This window comes from Streptomyces sp. NPDC002004 (assembly GCF_053593975.1).
Map to the genome: position 1 here is coordinate 25626 of NZ_JBSFDP010000031.1, position 17585 is coordinate 43210.

General features: G+C 74.2%; 17 protein-coding genes. 9 read left to right on the forward strand and 8 right to left on the reverse strand.

The window, feature by feature from the left end; genetic code table 11:
• The first annotated feature begins 284 nt into the window (after positions 1-284).
• On the forward strand, positions 285-1472 hold the full coding sequence (locus ACWCP6_RS30140; protein WP_450935789.1) for an acyltransferase family protein: 1188 nt from the start codon (positions 285-287) through the stop codon (positions 1470-1472).
• Here ACWCP6_RS30140 and ACWCP6_RS30145 read toward each other — a convergent pair.
• The 3 genes from ACWCP6_RS30145 to ACWCP6_RS30155 are packed head-to-tail and all read right to left on the reverse strand — an operon-like array spanning position 1420 to position 3880.
• Positions 1420-1992, reverse strand: coding sequence for a potassium channel family protein (locus ACWCP6_RS30145; RefSeq protein ID WP_450935746.1), 573 nt, complete (start codon positions 1990-1992; stop codon positions 1420-1422). The two genes, ACWCP6_RS30140 and ACWCP6_RS30145, sit on opposite strands and share 53 nt — an antisense overlap.
• Before the next feature lie 6 nt (positions 1993-1998).
• Positions 1999-3420, reverse strand: a complete 1422-nt coding sequence (locus ACWCP6_RS30150) for a DUF1254 domain-containing protein (RefSeq protein WP_450935747.1) — start codon at positions 3418-3420, stop codon at positions 1999-2001.
• Positions 3421-3439: 19 nt separating this feature from the next.
• On the reverse strand, positions 3440-3880 hold the full coding sequence (locus ACWCP6_RS30155; protein WP_450935748.1) for a hypothetical protein: 441 nt from the start codon (positions 3878-3880) through the stop codon (positions 3440-3442).
• Between the two features lie 234 nt (positions 3881-4114).
• Between ACWCP6_RS30155 and ACWCP6_RS30160 the strand changes: the two genes are divergently transcribed.
• The 3 genes from ACWCP6_RS30160 to ACWCP6_RS30170 all read left to right on the forward strand — a co-directional run bounded on the left by ACWCP6_RS30160 (position 4115) and on the right by ACWCP6_RS30170 (position 7186).
• Positions 4115-4633 carry a DUF7144 family membrane protein gene (locus ACWCP6_RS30160; RefSeq protein ID WP_450935749.1) on the forward strand — a complete coding sequence of 173 codons (519 nt, stop codon included), beginning with the start codon at positions 4115-4117 and terminating at the stop codon, positions 4631-4633.
• Positions 4630-5997, forward strand: a complete 1368-nt coding sequence (locus ACWCP6_RS30165; RefSeq protein WP_450935750.1) for an ion channel protein — start codon at positions 4630-4632, stop codon at positions 5995-5997. The genes ACWCP6_RS30160 and ACWCP6_RS30165 overlap by 4 nt, the downstream gene beginning before the upstream one ends.
• Before the next feature lie 139 nt (positions 5998-6136).
• Positions 6137-7186: an NAD-dependent epimerase/dehydratase family protein gene (locus ACWCP6_RS30170; RefSeq protein WP_450935751.1), complete on the forward strand. Its 1050-nt coding sequence runs from the start codon at positions 6137-6139 to the stop codon at positions 7184-7186.
• A 72-nt stretch (positions 7187-7258) separates the two neighbouring features.
• Here ACWCP6_RS30170 and ACWCP6_RS30175 read toward each other — a convergent pair whose 3' ends face one another.
• Together ACWCP6_RS30175 and ACWCP6_RS30180 are read right to left on the reverse strand one after the other, a co-directional pair.
• Entirely contained in the window at positions 7259-8377 is a 1119-nt protein-coding gene (locus ACWCP6_RS30175; RefSeq protein ID WP_450935752.1) for a sensor histidine kinase, read from the reverse strand.
• A 29-nt stretch (positions 8378-8406) separates the two neighbouring features.
• Positions 8407-9126, reverse strand: coding sequence for a response regulator transcription factor (locus tag ACWCP6_RS30180; protein ID WP_450935753.1), 720 nt, complete (start codon positions 9124-9126; stop codon positions 8407-8409).
• Between the two features lie 123 nt (positions 9127-9249).
• Here ACWCP6_RS30180 and ACWCP6_RS30185 point away from each other — a divergent pair, with 123 nt between their 5' ends.
• The 3 genes from ACWCP6_RS30185 to ACWCP6_RS30195 all read left to right on the forward strand — a co-directional run bounded on the left by ACWCP6_RS30185 (position 9250) and on the right by ACWCP6_RS30195 (position 11983).
• Positions 9250-9942, forward strand: a complete 693-nt coding sequence (locus ACWCP6_RS30185; RefSeq protein WP_450935754.1) for a glycosyltransferase family 2 protein — start codon at positions 9250-9252, stop codon at positions 9940-9942.
• Complete coding sequence (locus tag ACWCP6_RS30190; RefSeq protein ID WP_450935755.1) at positions 9939-10652, forward strand: TIGR04282 family arsenosugar biosynthesis glycosyltransferase; 714 nt, start codon at positions 9939-9941, stop codon at positions 10650-10652. Before ACWCP6_RS30185 ends, ACWCP6_RS30190 begins: the two co-directional genes overlap by 4 nt.
• A 467-nt stretch (positions 10653-11119) precedes the next feature.
• On the forward strand, positions 11120-11983 hold the full coding sequence (locus tag ACWCP6_RS30195; protein ID WP_450935756.1) for a class I SAM-dependent methyltransferase: 864 nt from the start codon (positions 11120-11122) through the stop codon (positions 11981-11983).
• A 382-nt stretch (positions 11984-12365) separates the two neighbouring features.
• On the opposite strand, the gene ACWCP6_RS30200 is transcribed toward ACWCP6_RS30195, so the two are convergent.
• A complete protein-coding gene (locus tag ACWCP6_RS30200; RefSeq protein WP_450935757.1) occupies positions 12366-13622 on the reverse strand; it encodes a molybdopterin-dependent oxidoreductase in 1257 nt (418 codons plus the stop codon).
• A 227-nt stretch (positions 13623-13849) separates the two neighbouring features.
• On the opposite strand from ACWCP6_RS30200, the gene ACWCP6_RS30205 reads away from it, so the two are divergent.
• Positions 13850-15211, forward strand: a complete 1362-nt coding sequence (locus ACWCP6_RS30205; protein ID WP_450935790.1) for a hypothetical protein — start codon at positions 13850-13852, stop codon at positions 15209-15211.
• Between the two features lie 127 nt (positions 15212-15338).
• Here the strand turns inward: ACWCP6_RS30205 and ACWCP6_RS30210 are convergent, their stop codons facing one another.
• Entirely contained in the window at positions 15339-16553 is a 1215-nt protein-coding gene (locus ACWCP6_RS30210; protein ID WP_450935791.1) for a PP2C family protein-serine/threonine phosphatase, read from the reverse strand.
• Between the two features lie 113 nt (positions 16554-16666).
• Between ACWCP6_RS30210 and ACWCP6_RS30215 the strand changes: the two genes are divergently transcribed.
• A complete protein-coding gene (locus tag ACWCP6_RS30215; protein WP_450935758.1) occupies positions 16667-17056 on the forward strand; it encodes a hypothetical protein in 390 nt (129 codons plus the stop codon).
• 128 nt (positions 17057-17184) lie between these two features.
• On the opposite strand, the gene ACWCP6_RS30220 is transcribed toward ACWCP6_RS30215, so the two are convergent.
• The gene (locus ACWCP6_RS30220) at positions 17185-17526 is read right to left on the reverse strand and encodes a hypothetical protein (protein ID WP_450935759.1); all 342 of its coding nucleotides are present in this window, start codon (positions 17524-17526) and stop codon (positions 17185-17187) included.
• Between the last annotated feature and the right edge of the window lie 59 nt (positions 17527-17585).

Here is a 17585-nt window from a genome sequence, read left to right on the forward strand (position 1 = left end):
CACCATCCTGCGCGCACGGCGCGCCGTGCGCCGCCCCCCGCGCACCGGTTGTGACCCGTGCAACGCCCGTGACTGGCGGGTTTACGGAGACCGGCACCGATGGTTACGGTGCCGGTGATGTTGCGCACCGATGAGACTCCCGCATTCCCCGTAAGACGCAGAATGACCTGCCCGGGTTGCCTGTGGGAGGGGCCGTGAGCGAGACACTGCAGCCCTTCGGCCCCCGGTCGATGCCGCTGCCGCCCCAGCGCACGGATTCGCCGTCCGGGGGTACACGGGCGGGTATGACGCTCGACGCCCTGCCCCCGCAGAGAAACCCGAAGCGCGCACCCGCGGGCAAGGACGCCGGCAAGCGTGACGCGTTCTTCGACAACGCCAAGTACCTGGCGATCGTGCTCGTCGCGATGGGGCACGCCTGGGAGCCCCTGCGCGGCGGGAGCCGGGCGGCGGCGGCGCTGTACATCACCGTGTACACGTTCCACATGCCCGCCTTCATCATCATCTCGGGCTATTTCTCCCGGAGTTTCGATGCGAGCCCGGCGCGGCTCAAGCGGCTGGTGACCGGTGTCGCCGTGCCGTACGTGATCTTCGAGGTGGCGTACACCTTCTTCAAGCGCTGGGCGGACGACGACCCGACGTATCCGATCAGTCTGCTGGACCCCTGGTATCTGACCTGGTTCCTGGCCGCGCTGTTCATCTGGCGGCTGACCACGCCGCTGTGGAAGGTCGCACGGTGGCCGCTGCCGATCGCGCTCGCCATCGCCGCCCTCGCCTCGGTCTCCCCCGACATCGGTGACGACCTCGACCTCCAACGGGTGCTGCAGTTCCTGCCGTTCTTCGTGCTGGGGCTGTGCCTGAAGCCGCACCACTTCCAGTTGGTTCGGCGCAGGGAGGTCCGCCTGCTCGCGGTGCCCGTCCTCGCGGGAGCCCTCGTCTTCGCGTACTGGGCGGCGCCGCACATGAACGCGGCCTGGTTCTACCGGCGCGACAGCGCCCAGGAGCTCGCCGCGCCCGGCTGGACCGGGGCCGTCATGACACTGGCCATGTTCGGCTGCTCGCTCGTACTGGTGGCCTGCTTCTTCGCCTGGGTGCCGCGCCGCAGGATGTGGTTCACGGCGCTGGGCGCGGGCACGCTGTACGGCTATCTGCTGCACGGTTTCGTGGCGAAGGGCTCGCGCTTCTGGGACTGGTACGACCACGACTGGATGCACACGCCGTACGCCGAGGTCGCGGTGACCCTGGCCGCGGCCACGCTCATCACGGTGCTGTGCACCCCGCCGGTGCAGCGGGCCTTCCGGTTCGCGATGGAGCCGAAGATGGAGTGGGCCTTCCGGCGTGACGCGGCGGCCATCGCCCGGGAGCGCACGGGGCGGGTGCCCGGCCCCGAGTCCGGTCTCCGGCCCGCCCCAGGGCCCGACCTCAGGAGCGGTGCTTCCGCCGCCGCGCAGGCATCCTTGCGATCTGCGACCTGATCCGCCGCGAGAGCGTGGCCGCCGCCGCCGTGAGGAAGACGAGGTTGTACACGATCTGGAAGAGCGTGACCATGCGCGCCGTCTGGGTCAGCGGGACGATGTCCCCGTATCCGATGGTCGCGAGCGTGACGACGGTGAAGTAGAGGCCGTCGAGCCGGGTGCTCAGCCCCTGGAAGGCACCCGGCTGGCGCGCCAGCGCGAAGTCCGCCGCGGAGAAGACGAGCAGCGTCAGCGTCAGCAGCAGCATGATGGCGATGGCGGGGTGGGCGTTCGGACGCTCCAGGACGACGTCGCGCATGTGGTTGATCAGCAGGAGCGCGATCAGGGCGAGCGCCACGACGAAGGTGGTCCAGCTCAGTACGGGGTGCGCCGGCCCGAACCAGTCGATCGGCGCGGCGAAGTACAAGGCGACCAGGCCCGCCATCCCCCCGACGGTCGCCACCCAGGCGAGCGGGGGCACATGCGTCGGCTCCGGACCGTGCTCGGTGCCCCGCTCCTGCTCTCCTCCGCGTCCCTCCACGCCCGCTCACCTCCGCTCGATGCGCGGCAGTTCGTACTCCCCCGTGAGGACGGCCTCGTGGGGGGCGCGCAGGTGGGCCACGGGGCGGAATCCGCCCTCGGGCGTCGGCAGCCAGTTCGCGGCCTGCGCCGGGTCCGTGGGGCGGTCCCTGCTCAGCCGAAGCGTCAGGCCGCCGTCCCGGTCGCGCACGAGGCCGGGCGTCCGGTCGCCGATCGTGTGCCGCCCGGCCGGGTTCTCGACGAGCCGGTGGCCCGCGGCGTCGTACACCGCGATCGACCAGCTGCCGTCCACCGCGGGCGGCCTGTCGAAGCGCAGCGTGTACGCCCGGTCGCCGCCGAGCGGCTCGCCCGCGGCGTCGGTGGACGTGTGCGCGCAGACGGCCTCGTAGCCGTGGTCCGCCCAGGGGGCCACCCGCGCCGCGACCGCCCGCAGCCGGTGCGCGCTGGCACGGTCGGGGGCCTTCCACCGGTCCAGGTCGATCGCACCCACGCCGAAGTGGTCGAGGCCGTGGTCGCGCAGATGCGGGTTCATCCGCCAGGCACCGGGCGCCCGTTCGGGACCCGGCGCGGGATTTCCGGGCAGCGGTGCGCCGTCGGCCGACGACTCCGCGGCGGCCTCCTCGACCCGCGCCCGCCCGGTCGCGAGCCCCGCCTCCAGAGCCCGTACGAAGGCGGGCTCCGCCGCGGCGTACGGCGAACGTCCCTCCTCCAGCAGGCCGAGCGGCTGGAAGCGGGACTGGTACTCCTGGTCCGGTGCGGCGGGCGGATAGTCGGCCATCCACACCCGCATCCGCTCCAGGAACTCCAGCGGCCGGGGCACGTCCGGGTCGCCGGCGGGCAGTTCGGTGTGGTGACGGCGGACCGGGCCCACCGGTGTGAGGGTGAAGCCCTGCTGGAGCGCACGGACCCGGGGGACGTCGTCGGGCCCGTGGCAGGCGTTGCGCCCGACGATGGACACGACCGCCGTCGGTGCGTCGATGACCCCGGTGACGTCGTCGGGGACGGTGCCGGCCCAGTCGGGCGGCACGATCAGCCACTCGCCCTCCCCGGTGCCGGTGGCGCGCTCGCCCACGTAGGCGAAGGGGTTGCTCCACGCGTCCATGAACTGCAGGACGTAGTACGCCCCGTCGGTGTCCGGCACATGCAGCCGCACCGGGCCGCCGGACAGGTCCAGCTGGGCGAGCGAGAGCAGGACGTCGGCCGGGACGCGGGGGACGAGGGCGTCCCCGGCGGACGCGAACGCGTCGGCGGGCCCGGGGAGCCGGGTCGCGTGCCCGAAGTGGTTGAAGGGCGTGGCGCCGATGCCGCCGAAGCCCCGGTCCAGGAAAGCGCCGACCGTCTCCAGGTGGGAGACGAGCGGATATCCGTACACACAGGCTTCGGCGGCGAGCGCGGAGAGGTCGTCCGTGTCCTCGTGGGTGCCGCTCACGGGCGTACCACGCGGTGTGTCAGCAATGGAGGTTGCTGGACGCCGAGGCGATCGCCTGGTCCAGGCCCTGGATCTGCGGCTGGATCTTGGCAAGGGCGTCCTTGCCCGTCGTGTCCCCGGGCAGGTCCTGGTACGCCTTCTTCAGGTTCTCGGCCGCGCTCTTGACCTCGTCCCGGCGGGCGGTGGCGAGTGCGGTGGCCTCCTCCTTGACGTTGCTCCAGTCGGTCTGCACCGCGTCCACCGCGCTCTTGATCTGGTCCTTGGTGGCGTTCGCCGGATTGAGGGCCTTGAGCTTGGCGTTGTCGGCCTTGAGCGTGTTCAGATCGGTGCACATCTGCGCCGAGGCCTTGCTCGCCTTCTCCGCGGGCGTCTCGCTGCTGCTGCTGGAACACGCGGCGAGGGAGAGGGCCGCCGTCGCACTGGCCATGCAGACCGCGCCGGTCGCGAGCAGACGCTTCATGGATGCCGCCTTTCGGGAGGCCGGGGCAGGGGCGGGGCGAGGGCCCGCCCGTGGACATACGCCCGGCGGGACATACGGCTCAAAGCTCGCATGCGGCGCGATCATTCGCATCCCGGGGTCACCCCGTCACCCGTCCGGCCCACACCGGGTCGCCCGCCGTCGCGTACGGCCCGAGGCTCGGTAGGACCCGGAGTCGACTAGGACCGGACGACAGACGAGAGAGGACGGAACGCCATGAGCGGCATATCCGGCGGCAGCACCACTCCCACCGGCGACGGCCCCGTCGGCACCCCGAACGCGGGCGGTACCAGCCCCACCGCGACCACGCGCCCCGGTCACGGCGCACCGGTCATCACGCCCGCGCCGTCCGGCGGCGGATGGTCCGCGGGCGGCACCGCGTTCGCGGGCGTCGTGATGATGGTGATCGGCATCATCGGGATCTTCGAGGGCATCGCAGCCATCGCCCAGGACGACGTGTACTCGCGGCTCGGCCAGTACACCTTCAAGTTCAGCCTGACCGGCTGGGGCTGGATCCACCTGATCATCGGGATCCTCGTCCTCCTCGTCGGCGGGTTCATCCTGAAGGGCGCGGACTGGGCCAGGGCGACGGGCGTCGGCCTGACCTGTCTCTACGTGATCGCGCAGTTCGTCTGGCTGCCGTACCAGCCCGTCTGGTCGATCATCGCGATCTTCATCGGCATCTTCGTGATCTGGGCGCTGTGCGCAGACACCGGTCGCGGCCGGACGGTGTGAACGGGGAGCGTGGCGCGAACGAGACCCCGGGCGGGCCGGCACGCGGCTCGCCCGGCGGCGGCTCGCCCGGCGGCGGTTCCCCCGGCCGGCCGTCCCCGTTCCGGCCCACCCCGCAGGCACGCGCCCTTCTGCCGCTGGCCGTTCCCGCCCTGCTGATCGGCATCGGGTCCAGCCTGATGCTGTATCTGCTGGACACGGGGGCCAACTGGCTGCGGGTCCGGATCTGGCAGAGCCTGCCCGGCGCGCTCGGCATCGACGGCTACGGGCCCGGGTGGACCGCGGCCGTGCTCACGGCGACCGGTGTCGTGGTGGGTCTGGTCGTGTGGAAGGTCCCGGGCCACGCGGGCCCCGACCCTGCGGGCACGGGCCTCTCCGACCCACCGCTTCCCGTGCGGGTGCTGCCCGGGATCGCGGTGACCGCTGTGCTGGGCCTCGCGGGTGGGGTGAGCCTGGGTCCGGAGAACCCGATCACGTCGATCAACATCGCCCTCGCGTTCGCCCTCGGGGTGCGGGCGATGCCGCGCACCCCCACCGCCGCATGGGGCGCCCTGGCCGCGGCCGGGACCATCGGCGCGCTCTTCGACACCCCGGTCGCCGCCGCGCTGGTCATGTCCGAGCCGGCCGCCACGGGCGACCCCCGCCCCCTGTGGGACCGGCTCTTCGCCCCGCTCATCGCGGCGGCCGCAGGAGCGTTGACGACGAGGGTCGTCAAGAACGAGACGCTCGCGGTGAACGCGGCCCCCTACCCGGGCCCCCGTGTGGTCGACGTCTTCTCCGCGATGGTCATCGCGACGGCGGCGGCGGCGATCGCCCTCGTCGCCGTCTACGCCCTGCCCCATGTCCACGCGCTCTTCCACCGTCTGCGCAACCCCGTCCTCATGCTCACCGCGGGCGGGCTCGTGCTCGGCGGCCTCGGCGCGCTCGGCGGCCCGCTCACCCTGTTCAAGGGTCTGACCGAGATGAAGCAACTGGTGGCCCACCCCGACGAGCACAGCGCGGGCAACCTGGCCCTGCTCGCCGTCGTCAAGCTGGCCGCCCTCGTCGTCGCCACGGCCTCCGGCTTCCGCGGCGGCCGGATCTTCCCCGCGGTGTTCGTCGGAACGGCCCTCGGCATGCTCGCCCACGCCCTCGTCACCGCGGTCCCGAGCGCCATCGCGATCACCAGCGGGGTCCTGGGCGTCCTCCTGGCGACGACCCGGCTGGGCTGGCTGAGCCTGTTCACCGCCGTCGCCGTCGCCCTCGACATCGACCTCCTCCCCGCCCTCTGCGTCGCGACCCTCCCCGCCTGGCTCCTCGTCACCGGCCGCCCCGAACTGCTCGTCAAGGCCCCCGGTCCCGACCGGAACGCGCCCACCCCTGCCTGACGGCCGGACGGTGCGGACGCGCCCCGACCCGCGCCCCTGACGAGGCAGGGCCCCGGTGGCCCCGGTGGATCCCTTACGAGGCGGTGACGCCGGGGCGCGGAGGGCCGCTCGGGCGCGGGTGCGCGCCTAGCGTGGAGCCATGCGAGTACTGGTCACCGGCGGGGCCGGATTCATCGGCACGCACGTCGTCGAGGCGCTGACGGAACGCGGTCACGAGGCGGTGGTGTACGACGTGGTGCCACCCCCGCCGCACCCCGGCCCGTGCCCGCCGGCGACGCAGTGGATCACCGGGGACGTGCGCGACCGGGACGCCGTGGCGGCGGCGCTGCGCGGCGTCGACGCGGTGTGCCATCAGGCGGCGATGGTCGGCCTCGGCCAGGACTTCGCCGCGGACGCGACGGCGTACGTCTCCTGCAACGACCTCGGAACGGCCGTGCTGCTCACGGAGATGGCGGACGCGGGCATCGGCTCGCTCGTCCTCGCCGGGTCGATGGTCGTGTACGGGGAGGGCCGGTACGAGTGCGTCCGGCACGGTGTCGTGCGCCCGGGGCCGCGCCGGGTCGCCGACCTCGACGCGGGCCGCTTCGAGCCTCCGTGCCCCTCCTGCGGATCGGAGCTGGGTCCCGGCACGGTCGCCGAGGACGCACCGACGGACCCGCGCAACGTCTACGCCACGACCAAACTGACCCAGGAGCACCTGGCCGCCGCCTGGGCCCGGTCGACGGGCGGCCGGGCGGTGTCGCTGCGCTACCACAACGTGTACGGGCCGGGGATGCCGCGCGACACCCCGTACGCCGGAGTGGCCTCCTTCTTCCGCTCGGCCCTGGCCCGCGGCGAGGCTCCCCGGGTCTTCGAGGACGGACGCCAGCGCCGGGACTTCGTGCATGTGCGGGACGTGGCGTCGGCGAACGCGCTGGCGCTGGAGGGTGCGGGCGCTCCCGGCGGGCTCGTCGTCTACAACACCGGGAGCGGGGAGCCCCACACGGTCGGCGAGATGGCGACGGCGCTCGCGTCGGCGGCCGGCGGCCCGGAACCGGTCGTCACCGGCGAGTACCGTCTCGGCGACGTCCGCCACATCACCGCGGACTCGGCGCGGCTGCGACGGGAGCTGGGCTGGCGGCCGCAGGTCGGATTCGCGGACGGCATGCGGGAGTTCGCGTCGGCGCCGCAGCGCGAGGGCCGGTTCTGAGAACAGCGCTCCAGGCCGGGCGGCGCGGCCTCCGCCTTCGGCTCGACGGCAGGGCTGCACCGCCCGGTCCGCTCACGGGGCCACCGGCAGGATCACCTCGAACCGGCAGCCGCCCTGGACGTTGTGCACGGCGGCGTGGCCGCTGTGGGCCTCGACGATGCCGCGGACGATGGCGAGGCCGAGACCGGCGCCCGCCGGGGGCGTCCGGGCGTCGGTGCCGCGCCAGCCGGTGTCGAACACACGCGGCAGGTCCTCGTCCGGGATGCCGCCGCAGCCGTCGGTGACGGACAGGACGACCCGGTCGGGGTCCGCGGTGTGGCGGGCGGCGACCGCGACGGTCCCGTCGGCCGGTGTCCGGCGGATGGCGTTGACGAGGAGGTTGCCGAGGACACGGCTCATCTCCTTGCCGTCGACGTCGACCGGGACCGCGTCGACACGGTCGCCGACCAGCCGTACGCCGTGTTCGCGGGCGAGCGGGTCCGCGCCCGCGAGGGCGTCGCCGACGAGATCGTGCACGGACATCCGGGAGCGGGACAGGGCGAGGGCGCCGGCGTGGATCCGGGAGAGCTCGAACAGGTCCCCCACCATGGAGTTGAGCCGTTCGACCTCGGTGCGGATCTGGCGCAGATACCGGTCGGGGTCGGCGGCGACGCCGTCCTCCAGCGCCTCCGCCATGGCGCGCAGCCCCGCGAGAGGGGTGCGCAGGTCGTGCGAGATCCATGCGACGAGTTCGCGGCGTGAGGACTCCAGGGCGCGCTCGCGCTCCCGGGACGCGGCGAGCTTCGCGCTCGTCGCCTCCAGCTCCCGGGTGAGCGCGGTCAGTTCGGCGGGTGTCGCCCCGCCGCCGGGCGCGGCGAAGGCCCCGCCCTCGCCGAAGGAACGGGCCGCGAGCGTCAGCGCCCGGCTGCGGGCCACCACCCAGCGGCCGAGCAGCAGCGCCGTCGCCAGCGACACGACGGCCGCCATCGCGACGACCGTGGTCACGACCGTCAGGTCGTGCGGCGACAGGAACATCGCCCAGGCGACGGCGAGCGTGCCGGCGAGCATCGCGCCCACGGCGACGGCGGACACGACGGTGAGCGACACGGCGAGGGAGCGGTGCCGCAGCACACGCAGCGCCACGGCGCCGAGCAGCCCGGCGGCTGCGGCGCCGAGGAAGGCGAGCAGGGCGATGAGGAGAAGATCGCGCACAGGGAATCCCTGGTTGGTGAAGGGCCGTTCTACCGCGGCGCCGGGGACGGCGCATCGAGGCGGTAGCCGACGCCCCAGACGGTCTGGATCAGGGCGGGGCGCGCCGGGTCGGGCTCGACCTTGGCGCGCAGCCGCCGGATGTGGACGGTGACGGTCGACAGGTCGCCGAAGTCCCAGCCCCAGACGTCCCGCATCAGCTCCTCGCGGCTGTAGACCCGTCCGGGATTGCGGAGGAGGAACACCAGCAGGTCGAACTCGCGGACGGTGAGGGCGAGCTCCGTGCCGTCCCGGGTGACGCGCCGGGCCGACGGGTCCACCAGGAGGCCCCCGGCACCGAGCACCTCGCCGTCGGGCCCGGATTCGGCCGCGGCCCCCGGGGGCCGGGAGCGGCGCAGTACGGACTCCACGCGCAGCACCAGTTCGCGCGGGCTGAACGGCTTGGTCACATAGTCGTCCGCGCCGACCTCGAGCCCGAGGATCCGGTCGTCCTCGTCGCCGCGGGCGGAGAGCATGACGACCGGCACCGGGGCTCTCTGGCGGAGCCTGCGGCAGACGTCGAGGCCGTCGATGCCGGGGAGCATGAGGTCGAGGACGACCAGGTCGGGCCAGTCGGCGGCCGCGTGCGACAGGGCCGTGGGGCCGTCCGACGCATGCGTGACCGTGTGACCGGCGCGGGTGAGGTAGCCGGTGACCACCTCGGCGACGGTGGGGTCGTCGTCGACGAGCAGGATCCTGGCGGCGGGTTGCATGCTCCCAGCGTCGCACCGCCCCCGCCGCCACGGACCGGCCCGGGGCGCCGTCGAGGGCGCCGTCCCTGTTTCGTAAGGACGCCATGGGCGGTTTATGGGGTTTTGGGTTCGTAGGGTGAGCGTGTGGATGCGGATCTGAGCGTTGACATCGTGTTTCCCTGCCTGGACGAGGCGGCCGCGCTGCCGTGGGTGCTGTCCCGGGTGCCCGACGGCTGGCGCGCCCTCGTCGTGGACAACGGCTCCCGGGACGGCTCGGCGGACGTGGCCCGGGACCTGGGGGCGACCGTCGTGCCCGAGCCCCGCCGTGGTTTCGGCGCCGCCTGCCATGCCGGGCTCGCCGCGGCCACCGCCGATGTCGTGGGTTTCTGCGACTGCGACGCGTCGTTGGACCCGTCGCTGCTCGTGCCGTTCGTGGAGCGCATCGCGGCCGGCGGGGCCGACCTCGTGCTCGGGCGCCGCCGGCCACGGTCCCGGGGCGCGTGGCCGCCGCACGCCCGGGCCGCCAACCTCGCGCTGACCGGGATGCTGCGGCGCCGCACGGGCGTACGCCTGCACGACCTGGGCCCGTTGCGCGCCGCACGCCGCGAGGCCCTTCTGGGGCTCGGCATCACCGACCGGCGCAGCGGCTATCCGCTCGAAATGGTCGTCCGGGCCGCCGACGCCGGCTGGCGCATCGAGGAACGCGACGTGCCGTACCTGCCGCGCACCGGAAGATCCAAGGTCACCGGGACCTGGCGCGGCACCTGGCAGGCCGTGCGCGACATGCGCGCCGTCCTCGCGGAACCCCGGCCCCGGACGGAGACGACGGCCCGATGAACGCGCACGCGACCGTGCCGCCCACCGGTCCGCAGGACGAACGCCCGGAACCGGCGGCGGACGGAACCGGCCCCACCACCCTCCTCGTGCTCGCCAAGGCACCCGTGCCGGGCCGGGTCAAGACGCGCCTCTGTCCGCCGTACACGCCCGTCGAGGCGGCCCGGCTCGCCGAGGCTTCCCTCGTCGACACCCTGCACACCGTGCTCGCGGCGCCCGCCCGTCGCCGGATCCTGGTCCTGGACGGCACCCCGGGGCCCTGGCTGCCCGCCGGTGTCGACGTCGTGCCGCAGTGCACCGGGGGGCTCGACGAGCGGCTGGCCGCCGCCTTCGCGGCGCAGCGCGGCCCGGCCCTGCTCATCGGGATGGACACACCCCAGGTGACCCCCGCCCTGCTCGCGCCCGCGCTCGCGCACGACGCCTGGGCCGGGTGCGACGCCTGGTTCGGCGCCGCCGAGGACGGGGGGTTCTGGGCGCTGGGACTGGCCGCGCCCGACGCCTGCGCGGAACTGGTGCGGGGCGTCCCCATGTCCGAGGCCACCACCGGGCGGCAGCAGCTCGCGCGGCTGCTCCGGGCCGGGCTGCGGGTGCGGCAGCTGCCACGCCTGCGCGACGTGGACACGGCCGAGGACGCCGCGGCGGTCGCCGCCGCCGCTCCCGCCGGCCGCTTCGCCGCCGCCCTCACCGCCCTCGACCGGCGCACGGACCGGTGACCCCGATGACCGGCGTCCCCCGCCTCCCCTCCGTCCCGCCGGTGTCCGCGTCCGAGGTCACGCAGCAGAGCACCGCCGCACGGCAGGCCGCGGGACCGCAACGGGCCGCAGCGACGCACCGAGTAGCAGGACCGGACCGAGCGGCAGAACGGCGACGAACCGCAGCCACGGAGCAGGCCGCAGGAGCGCAACAGGCCGCAGCACCGCACCAAGCAGCCGCACGGCAACAGACCCCGGCACCGCAACAGACCGCAGGAGCGCAACAGGCCGCCGTTCCGCGTCAGGCCGCAGGAGCGCAACAGGCCGCCGCCGTGCCCAGGACCTCAGCCACCCCACGGAGCCCCGTCATCCCCCAGGCCGTCACGCCCCGGAGTCCCGCCGCGCCCCAGGCCGTCACGCCCCGGAGTCCCGCCGCGCCCCAGGCCGCCGTCGTGCCCCGGGCCCCCCTCACCCCACGGAGCGTCCTCGTGCCGCAGACCCCCGTCGTGTCCCGGAGTCCCGTCGCACCCCCGCCGCCCTCCTGGTCCGCCGGACCCTATGCCGCCGCCCTGCGGGCCGGGCGCGGGCCGCTCTATCTCCGCCGGACCGACGGATGGCTGCTGCCGCTGGACGTCGAGCGGTGGTGCGCGTGCGCCGACGCGGCCGATCTGTCGGCCCTGGTGCGCTGCGAGGGCGCCGTGCTCGACATCGGGTGCGGGCCCGGGCGGCTGGTCGACGCACTGGCGGAACGCGGCCACCGGGTGCTCGGCATCGACGTCAGCGAGGCCGCCGTCGCACACACCGTGCGGCGGCTGGGTTCCCCGCCGGCCGGCCCGGCGGCCGGGGCCGGGCAGGGGCAGGCGCTGTGCCGCTCGGTGTTCGAACCGCTGCCGGACGAAGGCCGTTGGGACACCGCGCTGCTCATCGACGGCAACATCGGGATCGGCGGCGATCCGCGGACGCTCCTCGTCCGGGTCGCCGAACTCGTCGCACCCGGCGGCCTGTTGATCGCCGAGGCCGCGCCCGCGGAGGTGGACGAGCGGGTGCACGTGGGCGTGGTCGCGGACGGCCACCCCGAGCGGACCGGCGAGCTCTTCCCCTGGGCACGGCTCGGCGTCGGCGCCCTCGTGCGGCACGCGCGCCGCGCCGGCTGGCGCCGCGCCGGTCAGTGGACGGCGGGCGGCCGCCCCTTCGTCGCCCTGCGCCGCCGCACGGACGACGCTGTGCGCCGCCATGCCCGGGGCGCCGTCCGCACCGCGAGCCACAGCGCCGACAGGCCGAACAGCACCGCCGTCACGGTCAGCCAGCGAGGCAGGAACACATCGGCGGGCAGCCGGGTCGCCGACGTGTAGTGCGCGGCCCGCTGCTCCGTGACCAGCGGCCACCACACCAGCAGGAGCAGGCCCGACAGAAACGCCGGGACCCTGATGTGGTTCAGCCACGGACGGCCCACGACGGTCTGCAGGGCGCGGTCCGCCGCCGCGTACAGCGGCACCAGCACCAGGTCGTGCAGCAGCGCCGCCCCGACGAACCACATCGTCACACCGACCCAGTCGCCCTGGAGCAGGCGCACCCCCGCGTACGCGGCCACGGCGAACGACACGACGAGGACGGCGAAGTGGGCCGGGCCCTCCCCGTACCAGCGGCCCGCGCGGGCGCGGACCGCACCCAGCGCGCCGCCCGTCCAGCGCAGCGCGGCCCCGGCGGCCGACGGCAGCCCCTTCTTCACGGTCATCACAGCTCCCCGAACGTCAGATGCATGACCCACTTGGTGTTCAGCACCCCGGGCGCCGCCGGGACGATGATCCGCGCCGGATAGCCGTGGTCGGGCGTGAGGTCGGCCCCGCCCACGCGCAGGGCGAGCAGCGACCGCGGGTCGCGGACCTGGTTGGCGCGCAGCGCGCCCTTGCGGAAGGCGCCGTGCCGCTGGAGCGATTCCACGAACACGTCCGGCGGTTCGGTGCCCGGATGCCCGACGAGCTCGGCCAGGTCCCGCAGACGCACACCGCTCCAGTGCAGATCGTTCGTCGACCAGCCCTCCACGCAGGCGATCGGCAGCAGGGCGTCGTGCTGAGGCATGCCCATCAGGTCGGCGCGCGACAGCCGCACCGTGCGCGCCGGCCCCGTGACCGTGAGCCGCCAGTCCTCACCCGTCTCGCGCGGGTCGATGCCGACACCCGCCGCGGACTTGTTGACCTGGAAGTCGCCGCCGCCGCCCAGCGCCGGGTCCGCGCCGCCGTGCGGGGCGAGCAGCGCGGTGCGCCGCAGCACGCCGCCGATGCTCTGCCCCGCCGTCGTGAGCAGCAGCAGGAGCGACCCCGCGCCGACCATGCCGAGCGCTCCGCGCCGGGAGATGGTGGGCTCGGCGGGTCGCGGCGACACCAACTCACGGTCCTCCTCGGTCTGTCGGCGGCCCCGCAGGACCCGGAAGGCCTGTGGGCCGCGCAGCGCCACATGCGCGGCGAAGCCGGCCAGGAACACCCACGCGCCGTAGAAGTGCAGCGGATAGAACGAGCCGGGAAAGATGTAGTCCAGTTGGATGTTGAGGAGTCCCGTCACGAACTCGAAGAGGACACCGCCCACCAGCAGGAGCAGCGAGAGCCGTTCCAGGGCGTGACCGACCGACCGGGCCGGCGGCAGTGCGAACAGCTTCGGCACGACCGACCACAGCTTCGCGAGCAGGACCGGGACCAGCACGATCCCGAGGGTCACGTGGACGCCCTGGGTGAGGCGGTAGAGCCAGTGCGGGTCGGTGGGCCAGGAGAAGAGGTAGAAGCCGAGCAGCCCCTTGCCGGGGGTCTTGTCGTTCACCCGCGCCAGGTCCGGGTTGTAGGCGGCGTACGACAGCAGGCCGGTCACCGAGACCAGCGTGATGCCGCCGAGCAGCACCACGCCGAGCACGGACGTCAGCCACGGGCCGCGCAGCGGACTGCGCCAGAAGCCGGGGGAGGTGGGAAGAAGGTCCTTCGGTACGTCTCGTACGTCGCCCATGCCGCGACCGTAAGTCGTGCCGGGCCCCGGAAAGGGGGCTCGGCCCATGACGAAACGCTGACATCGCCCCGCCGTACGCCCCCCGGCGGACCCACTCGGCCTAGCGTGCCCACGTGAGCACCGAAGACGACCCCCAGAACGCCCCGGAGAACGGCCCCGAAGAGGCCGCCGACGGGGCCCGCGAGGACGGCTGTGCCCGCGCCGAGCGGCGCGCGGTCCGGCTCGACCTGCTCGCCGCCGGGCTCGCCGCGCTGCTGTTCGCCGCGGCGGTCGTCGTCGGCCGCGCCGTCGAGCACGCCCACCACACCCTGCACGTCGGCTGGCCGCCGCTGTACGCGAACTGGCTGCCGCACACCGGTCCGGGCACCCCGGCCGCCCTCGCCGTCGCGGCCGCCGTGGTGGCGTACGGGCCGGTGCTCGCCGACCGGCTGTCGTGGCGGGTGCTGGTGCCGGGCGCCTGGGTCGTCTCGATGGCGTGGATCTGGTCGCTCGCGCTGGTCGACGGCTGGCAGCGCGGCGTCGCCGGGCGGCTCACCGCCCCCTACGAGTACCTCCGGGTCATCGACCGGTTCCACGACGTCGGCGCGGCCCTGCGGGACTTCACGCACCACATCCTGCTGCACTCGCCCGACCACTGGCCGCCGCACGTCGCCGGGCATCCCCCGGCCGCGACGCTCACCTTCGTGGGACTCGACCGGATCGGTCTGGGCGGCGGGGGCTGGGCAGGCGCCTGGTGCATCACCCTCGGCGGCTCCGCGGCGGCCGCCGTCCTCGTGGCCCTGCGCGCCCTCACCGATGCCGCGACCGCCCGCCGGGCCGCCCCGTTCCTCGTCCTCGCACCGGGCGCGGTGTGGATCGGGGCCTCCGCCGACGGGTACTTCGCAGCCGTGGCGGCGTGGGCGGTGGCGCTCCTGGCCGTCGCGACCGCACGGCGGGGGGCCGCACGGGCCGCGGCGGCCTTCGGCTCCGGTCTGCTGTTCGGGCTGACCGCCTATCTCTCCTACGGCCTCACGGTCTTCGCGCTGTTCGCCGCGGCCGTGCTCCTGCTCACCCACCGCCGGTCCAGCGGCTCCGCCCGGACGGGCGGGAGTCCTGTCGTCGCCACGCTGCCGTGGCTGCTCGCGGGCGCCGCGGTCGTCCCGGTCGCGTTCGCGCTCGCGGGATTCGACTACGGGGAGGCGTACCGGCTGCTCGTGCAGCGCTACTACCAGGGCGCGGGCGGCGTACGCCCCTACGCGTACTGGGTGTGGGCCGACCTCGCGTGCCTGGTGCTCCAGGTCGGGCCCGCCACCGCAGCCGGGCTGCGACGGACGGCCGTGGCGACGCCGGAGGCCGTGCGCCGGGTGCCCGAGGGGCGCACCCGGCCCGTCGACCGGCTCGTCGTCCTCGTCCTCACCGCGGTGCTCGCGGTCGCCGTGGCCGATCTGTCGGGGATGAGCAAGGCGGAGACGGAACGGATCTGGCTGCCGTTCGCGATGTGGCTGCTGCCCGCGACGGCGCTGCTGCCACGGCGCGGCCGACGCGCGTGGCTGACGGCGCAGGCGGTGCTGGCCCTGCTGGTCAACCACCTGCTGCTGACGGGGTGGTGAGGCCGCCGGGGCCGCCCGGGCACGGCACGCAATCGGCCACAGGCACGACGAGGCGGCGTGGCGGCAGGAGCGGACCGCACCGGCCGCGCGCACGGCGGTCACGGCGCGGCCGGCCCGCCGCAGCGCCTCACATCAGGCGCGCCCGCACCGCGAACACCGTGGTGTCGTCCGCCAGATGCCCGCCGCTGTGGGCCAGCGTGCCGTCACGGACGAGACGGACGAGATGGGCCGGCTGGGCCGCCAGCGGGTCCTCGGCGACCACCTGGACCAGCCGGGCGTGCAGCGGGAAGAACGCCCCGGCGGCGTTCCGCGCCTCCGTCACGCCGTCCGTGACCAGCAGCAGGGTCTCCTCCGGTGACAGCCGCACCCGGCGGGGGTCCGGAAGCGGGCCGCCCAGGTCGGCGAGGCCGAGCGGGAGGGCGTCGCCGGGCGGCAGCACGCGGACACCGTCGGGGCCCACGACCAGGGGCGGTTCATGGCCGAAGTTGATCAGGTCGATCCAGTGGTCGAGCCCGGTCGGGGTCGGCTCGGGGAAGCCGACAAGCACCGCCGTCGCGAACCGGTCGCCCTCGTCACGCCCGATGGCCCTGCAGTAGGCGCGGTGCCGGCGCATCCGGGTCTCCAGCCGCTCCGCGACCAGCCTCAGGTCCGCATGGAAGTGGGCCGCCTCGCGGAAGGTGCCCAGCAGCGCCGCCGCCGCCTCCACCGCGCCGAGGCCCTTGCCCTGGACGTCGCCGAGCAGGACGCGCGTGCCGTACGGGCTGGGCTGGATGTCGTAGAAGTCCCCGCCCACGCGCGCAGCGCTGTCCGCCGCGAGATACACGGCGGCGTGGTCGAGGCCGCCGAAGCGCGCCGGCAGCGGACGCAGCACCGTACGGCGGGTCGTGTCGGCGACGTTCTGCATGTGCCGGCTGCGGCGTTCGTCGCGGACCCGCAGCCCGCAGGCCACCGTCGCGAGCATGCCGCCGATCGCGACGAGGATGAAGAAGGGCAGTCCCGTCTGGTACTGCTTCGCCCAGGCCCGGTCCTCCTCGACGAACGCCAGCAGCGACACCGTCGCGAAGGCCGCCGTCGTCCACACGTCGCAGATGGCGGCCGCGATCCCGGGCACGACGACGATCCACAGGATCACCCCGAAGTGGCCCTCGGTGGTCCAGTCGACGAACAGGATCAGCACGAGCAGCAGCAGCGGAAGGACCCAGGCGAAGCTGTGGCCACGGATCCTGAGCACGTTCTGCCGCGTCGGCGGGTCGGCCGGCCCGTCGAGGTCGAGGGGCACGCCGGGGCGCGGCCCGAGGCTGATCACGGGTCCTAGCCAAGCACGAGGGCGCTGCGGTCGCATCGCCGGAGCGGCGGCCATGCGGACGCGGGGAGCCCTTGGGCCGCGGCCGACTTGCCAGGGGTCGCCCTGCGGGTGTGCTCTGGAAGCGGGGGCGGGCAGAGAGGAGTTACCTCATGGCTCACGCGGCACCCACGACACGGGCCAGGGCAGGCCACCCGACGATCCCCGCGGGGATCTGGGTACCGGTGGTGCTCGGCATCGTCTACGGATTCTGGACTTCCGGCAATGCTCGCGACGGTGGTGACGTCACCCCCGGCAACATCCTTCTCGGCTTCGTGTCGGGCATCGTCTTCGCGGGCCTGTGGTACGCCCTCCACCGGGCACACGCGCATCTGCCGCGCGAACTGCGGGCGGCCGCCTGGGCGGCGTTCGGCGGCATCGCGCTCGGCTTCCTGGTCAGCCTGTCCGGCAAGACGGTGCTCTACTCCGTCTATCTCGGTCTCGCCGTCGCGGCCGGCGTCTTCGTGACGATGTTCTACCGGTACTACACGACGGAGGACTGACCCGCGGTCAGTCCCGCCGGCTCCGCACCCGGTGGGACGTCACCTCACCGGCGAAAGGCCGCCACGCTGCGGCGCGGCGGCCTTTCTCGCTCTGTCCTCCTGTCGGTCCGTTCGGCGCCGTGGGCGCGTCAGCGGACGATCACGACGACGGGGGTGTTGTTGTAGGGGTAGCCGCCGTAGGGGTAGAACCCGTTGACTCCGGCGACACCGCCGACTCCGCCGACTCCGCCGACACCGAACGGGTACCCGAACCCGAACCCGCAGTACGGGTTGAAGCCTCGGTTGAAGCCCACACCCAGGCGGCATCCGCCGCCGCCGCCGCCGTTCGCCAGGCTGGTGTGCGACAGCGAGGCGACGCCGTTCGTGGTCGTCGCGGCTGAGGCCGGGCTTGCGACGGCTCCCATGCCCACGATTACGCCGCCGGTGAGAAGGGCGGCGGCCAGGGTTCGCATGACCGGTTTCCTGCGCATATTTCGGTCTCCTTTGCCCCGGGGTTTCCGGTTTCTCCCCTCACACCAGGTAACACCTG

Excerpts from the sequence above, each read along its gene's own strand:
- ACWCP6_RS30140 (WP_450935789.1), top strand. The coding sequence starts at position 285 with ATGACGCTCGACGCCCTGCCCCCGCAGAGAAACCCGAAGCGCGCACCC.
- ACWCP6_RS30155 (WP_450935748.1), bottom strand. The coding sequence starts at position 3,880 with ATGAAGCGTCTGCTCGCGACCGGCGCGGTCTGCATGGCCAGTGCGACG.
- ACWCP6_RS30160 (WP_450935749.1), top strand. The coding sequence starts at position 4,115 with ATGAGCGGCATATCCGGCGGCAGCACCACTCCCACCGGCGACGGCCCC.
- ACWCP6_RS30170 (WP_450935751.1), top strand. The coding sequence starts at position 6,137 with ATGCGAGTACTGGTCACCGGCGGGGCCGGATTCATCGGCACGCACGTC.
- ACWCP6_RS30180 (WP_450935753.1), bottom strand. The coding sequence starts at position 9,126 with ATGCAACCCGCCGCCAGGATCCTGCTCGTCGACGACGACCCCACCGTC.
- ACWCP6_RS30190 (WP_450935755.1), top strand. The coding sequence starts at position 9,939 with ATGAACGCGCACGCGACCGTGCCGCCCACCGGTCCGCAGGACGAACGC.
- ACWCP6_RS30200 (WP_450935757.1), bottom strand. The coding sequence starts at position 13,622 with ATGGGCGACGTACGAGACGTACCGAAGGACCTTCTTCCCACCTCCCCC.
- ACWCP6_RS30210 (WP_450935791.1), bottom strand. The coding sequence starts at position 16,553 with ATGCGACCGCAGCGCCCTCGTGCTTGGCTAGGACCCGTGATCAGCCTC.
- ACWCP6_RS30215 (WP_450935758.1), top strand. The coding sequence starts at position 16,667 with ATGGCTCACGCGGCACCCACGACACGGGCCAGGGCAGGCCACCCGACG.
- ACWCP6_RS30220 (WP_450935759.1), bottom strand. The coding sequence starts at position 17,526 with ATGCGCAGGAAACCGGTCATGCGAACCCTGGCCGCCGCCCTTCTCACC.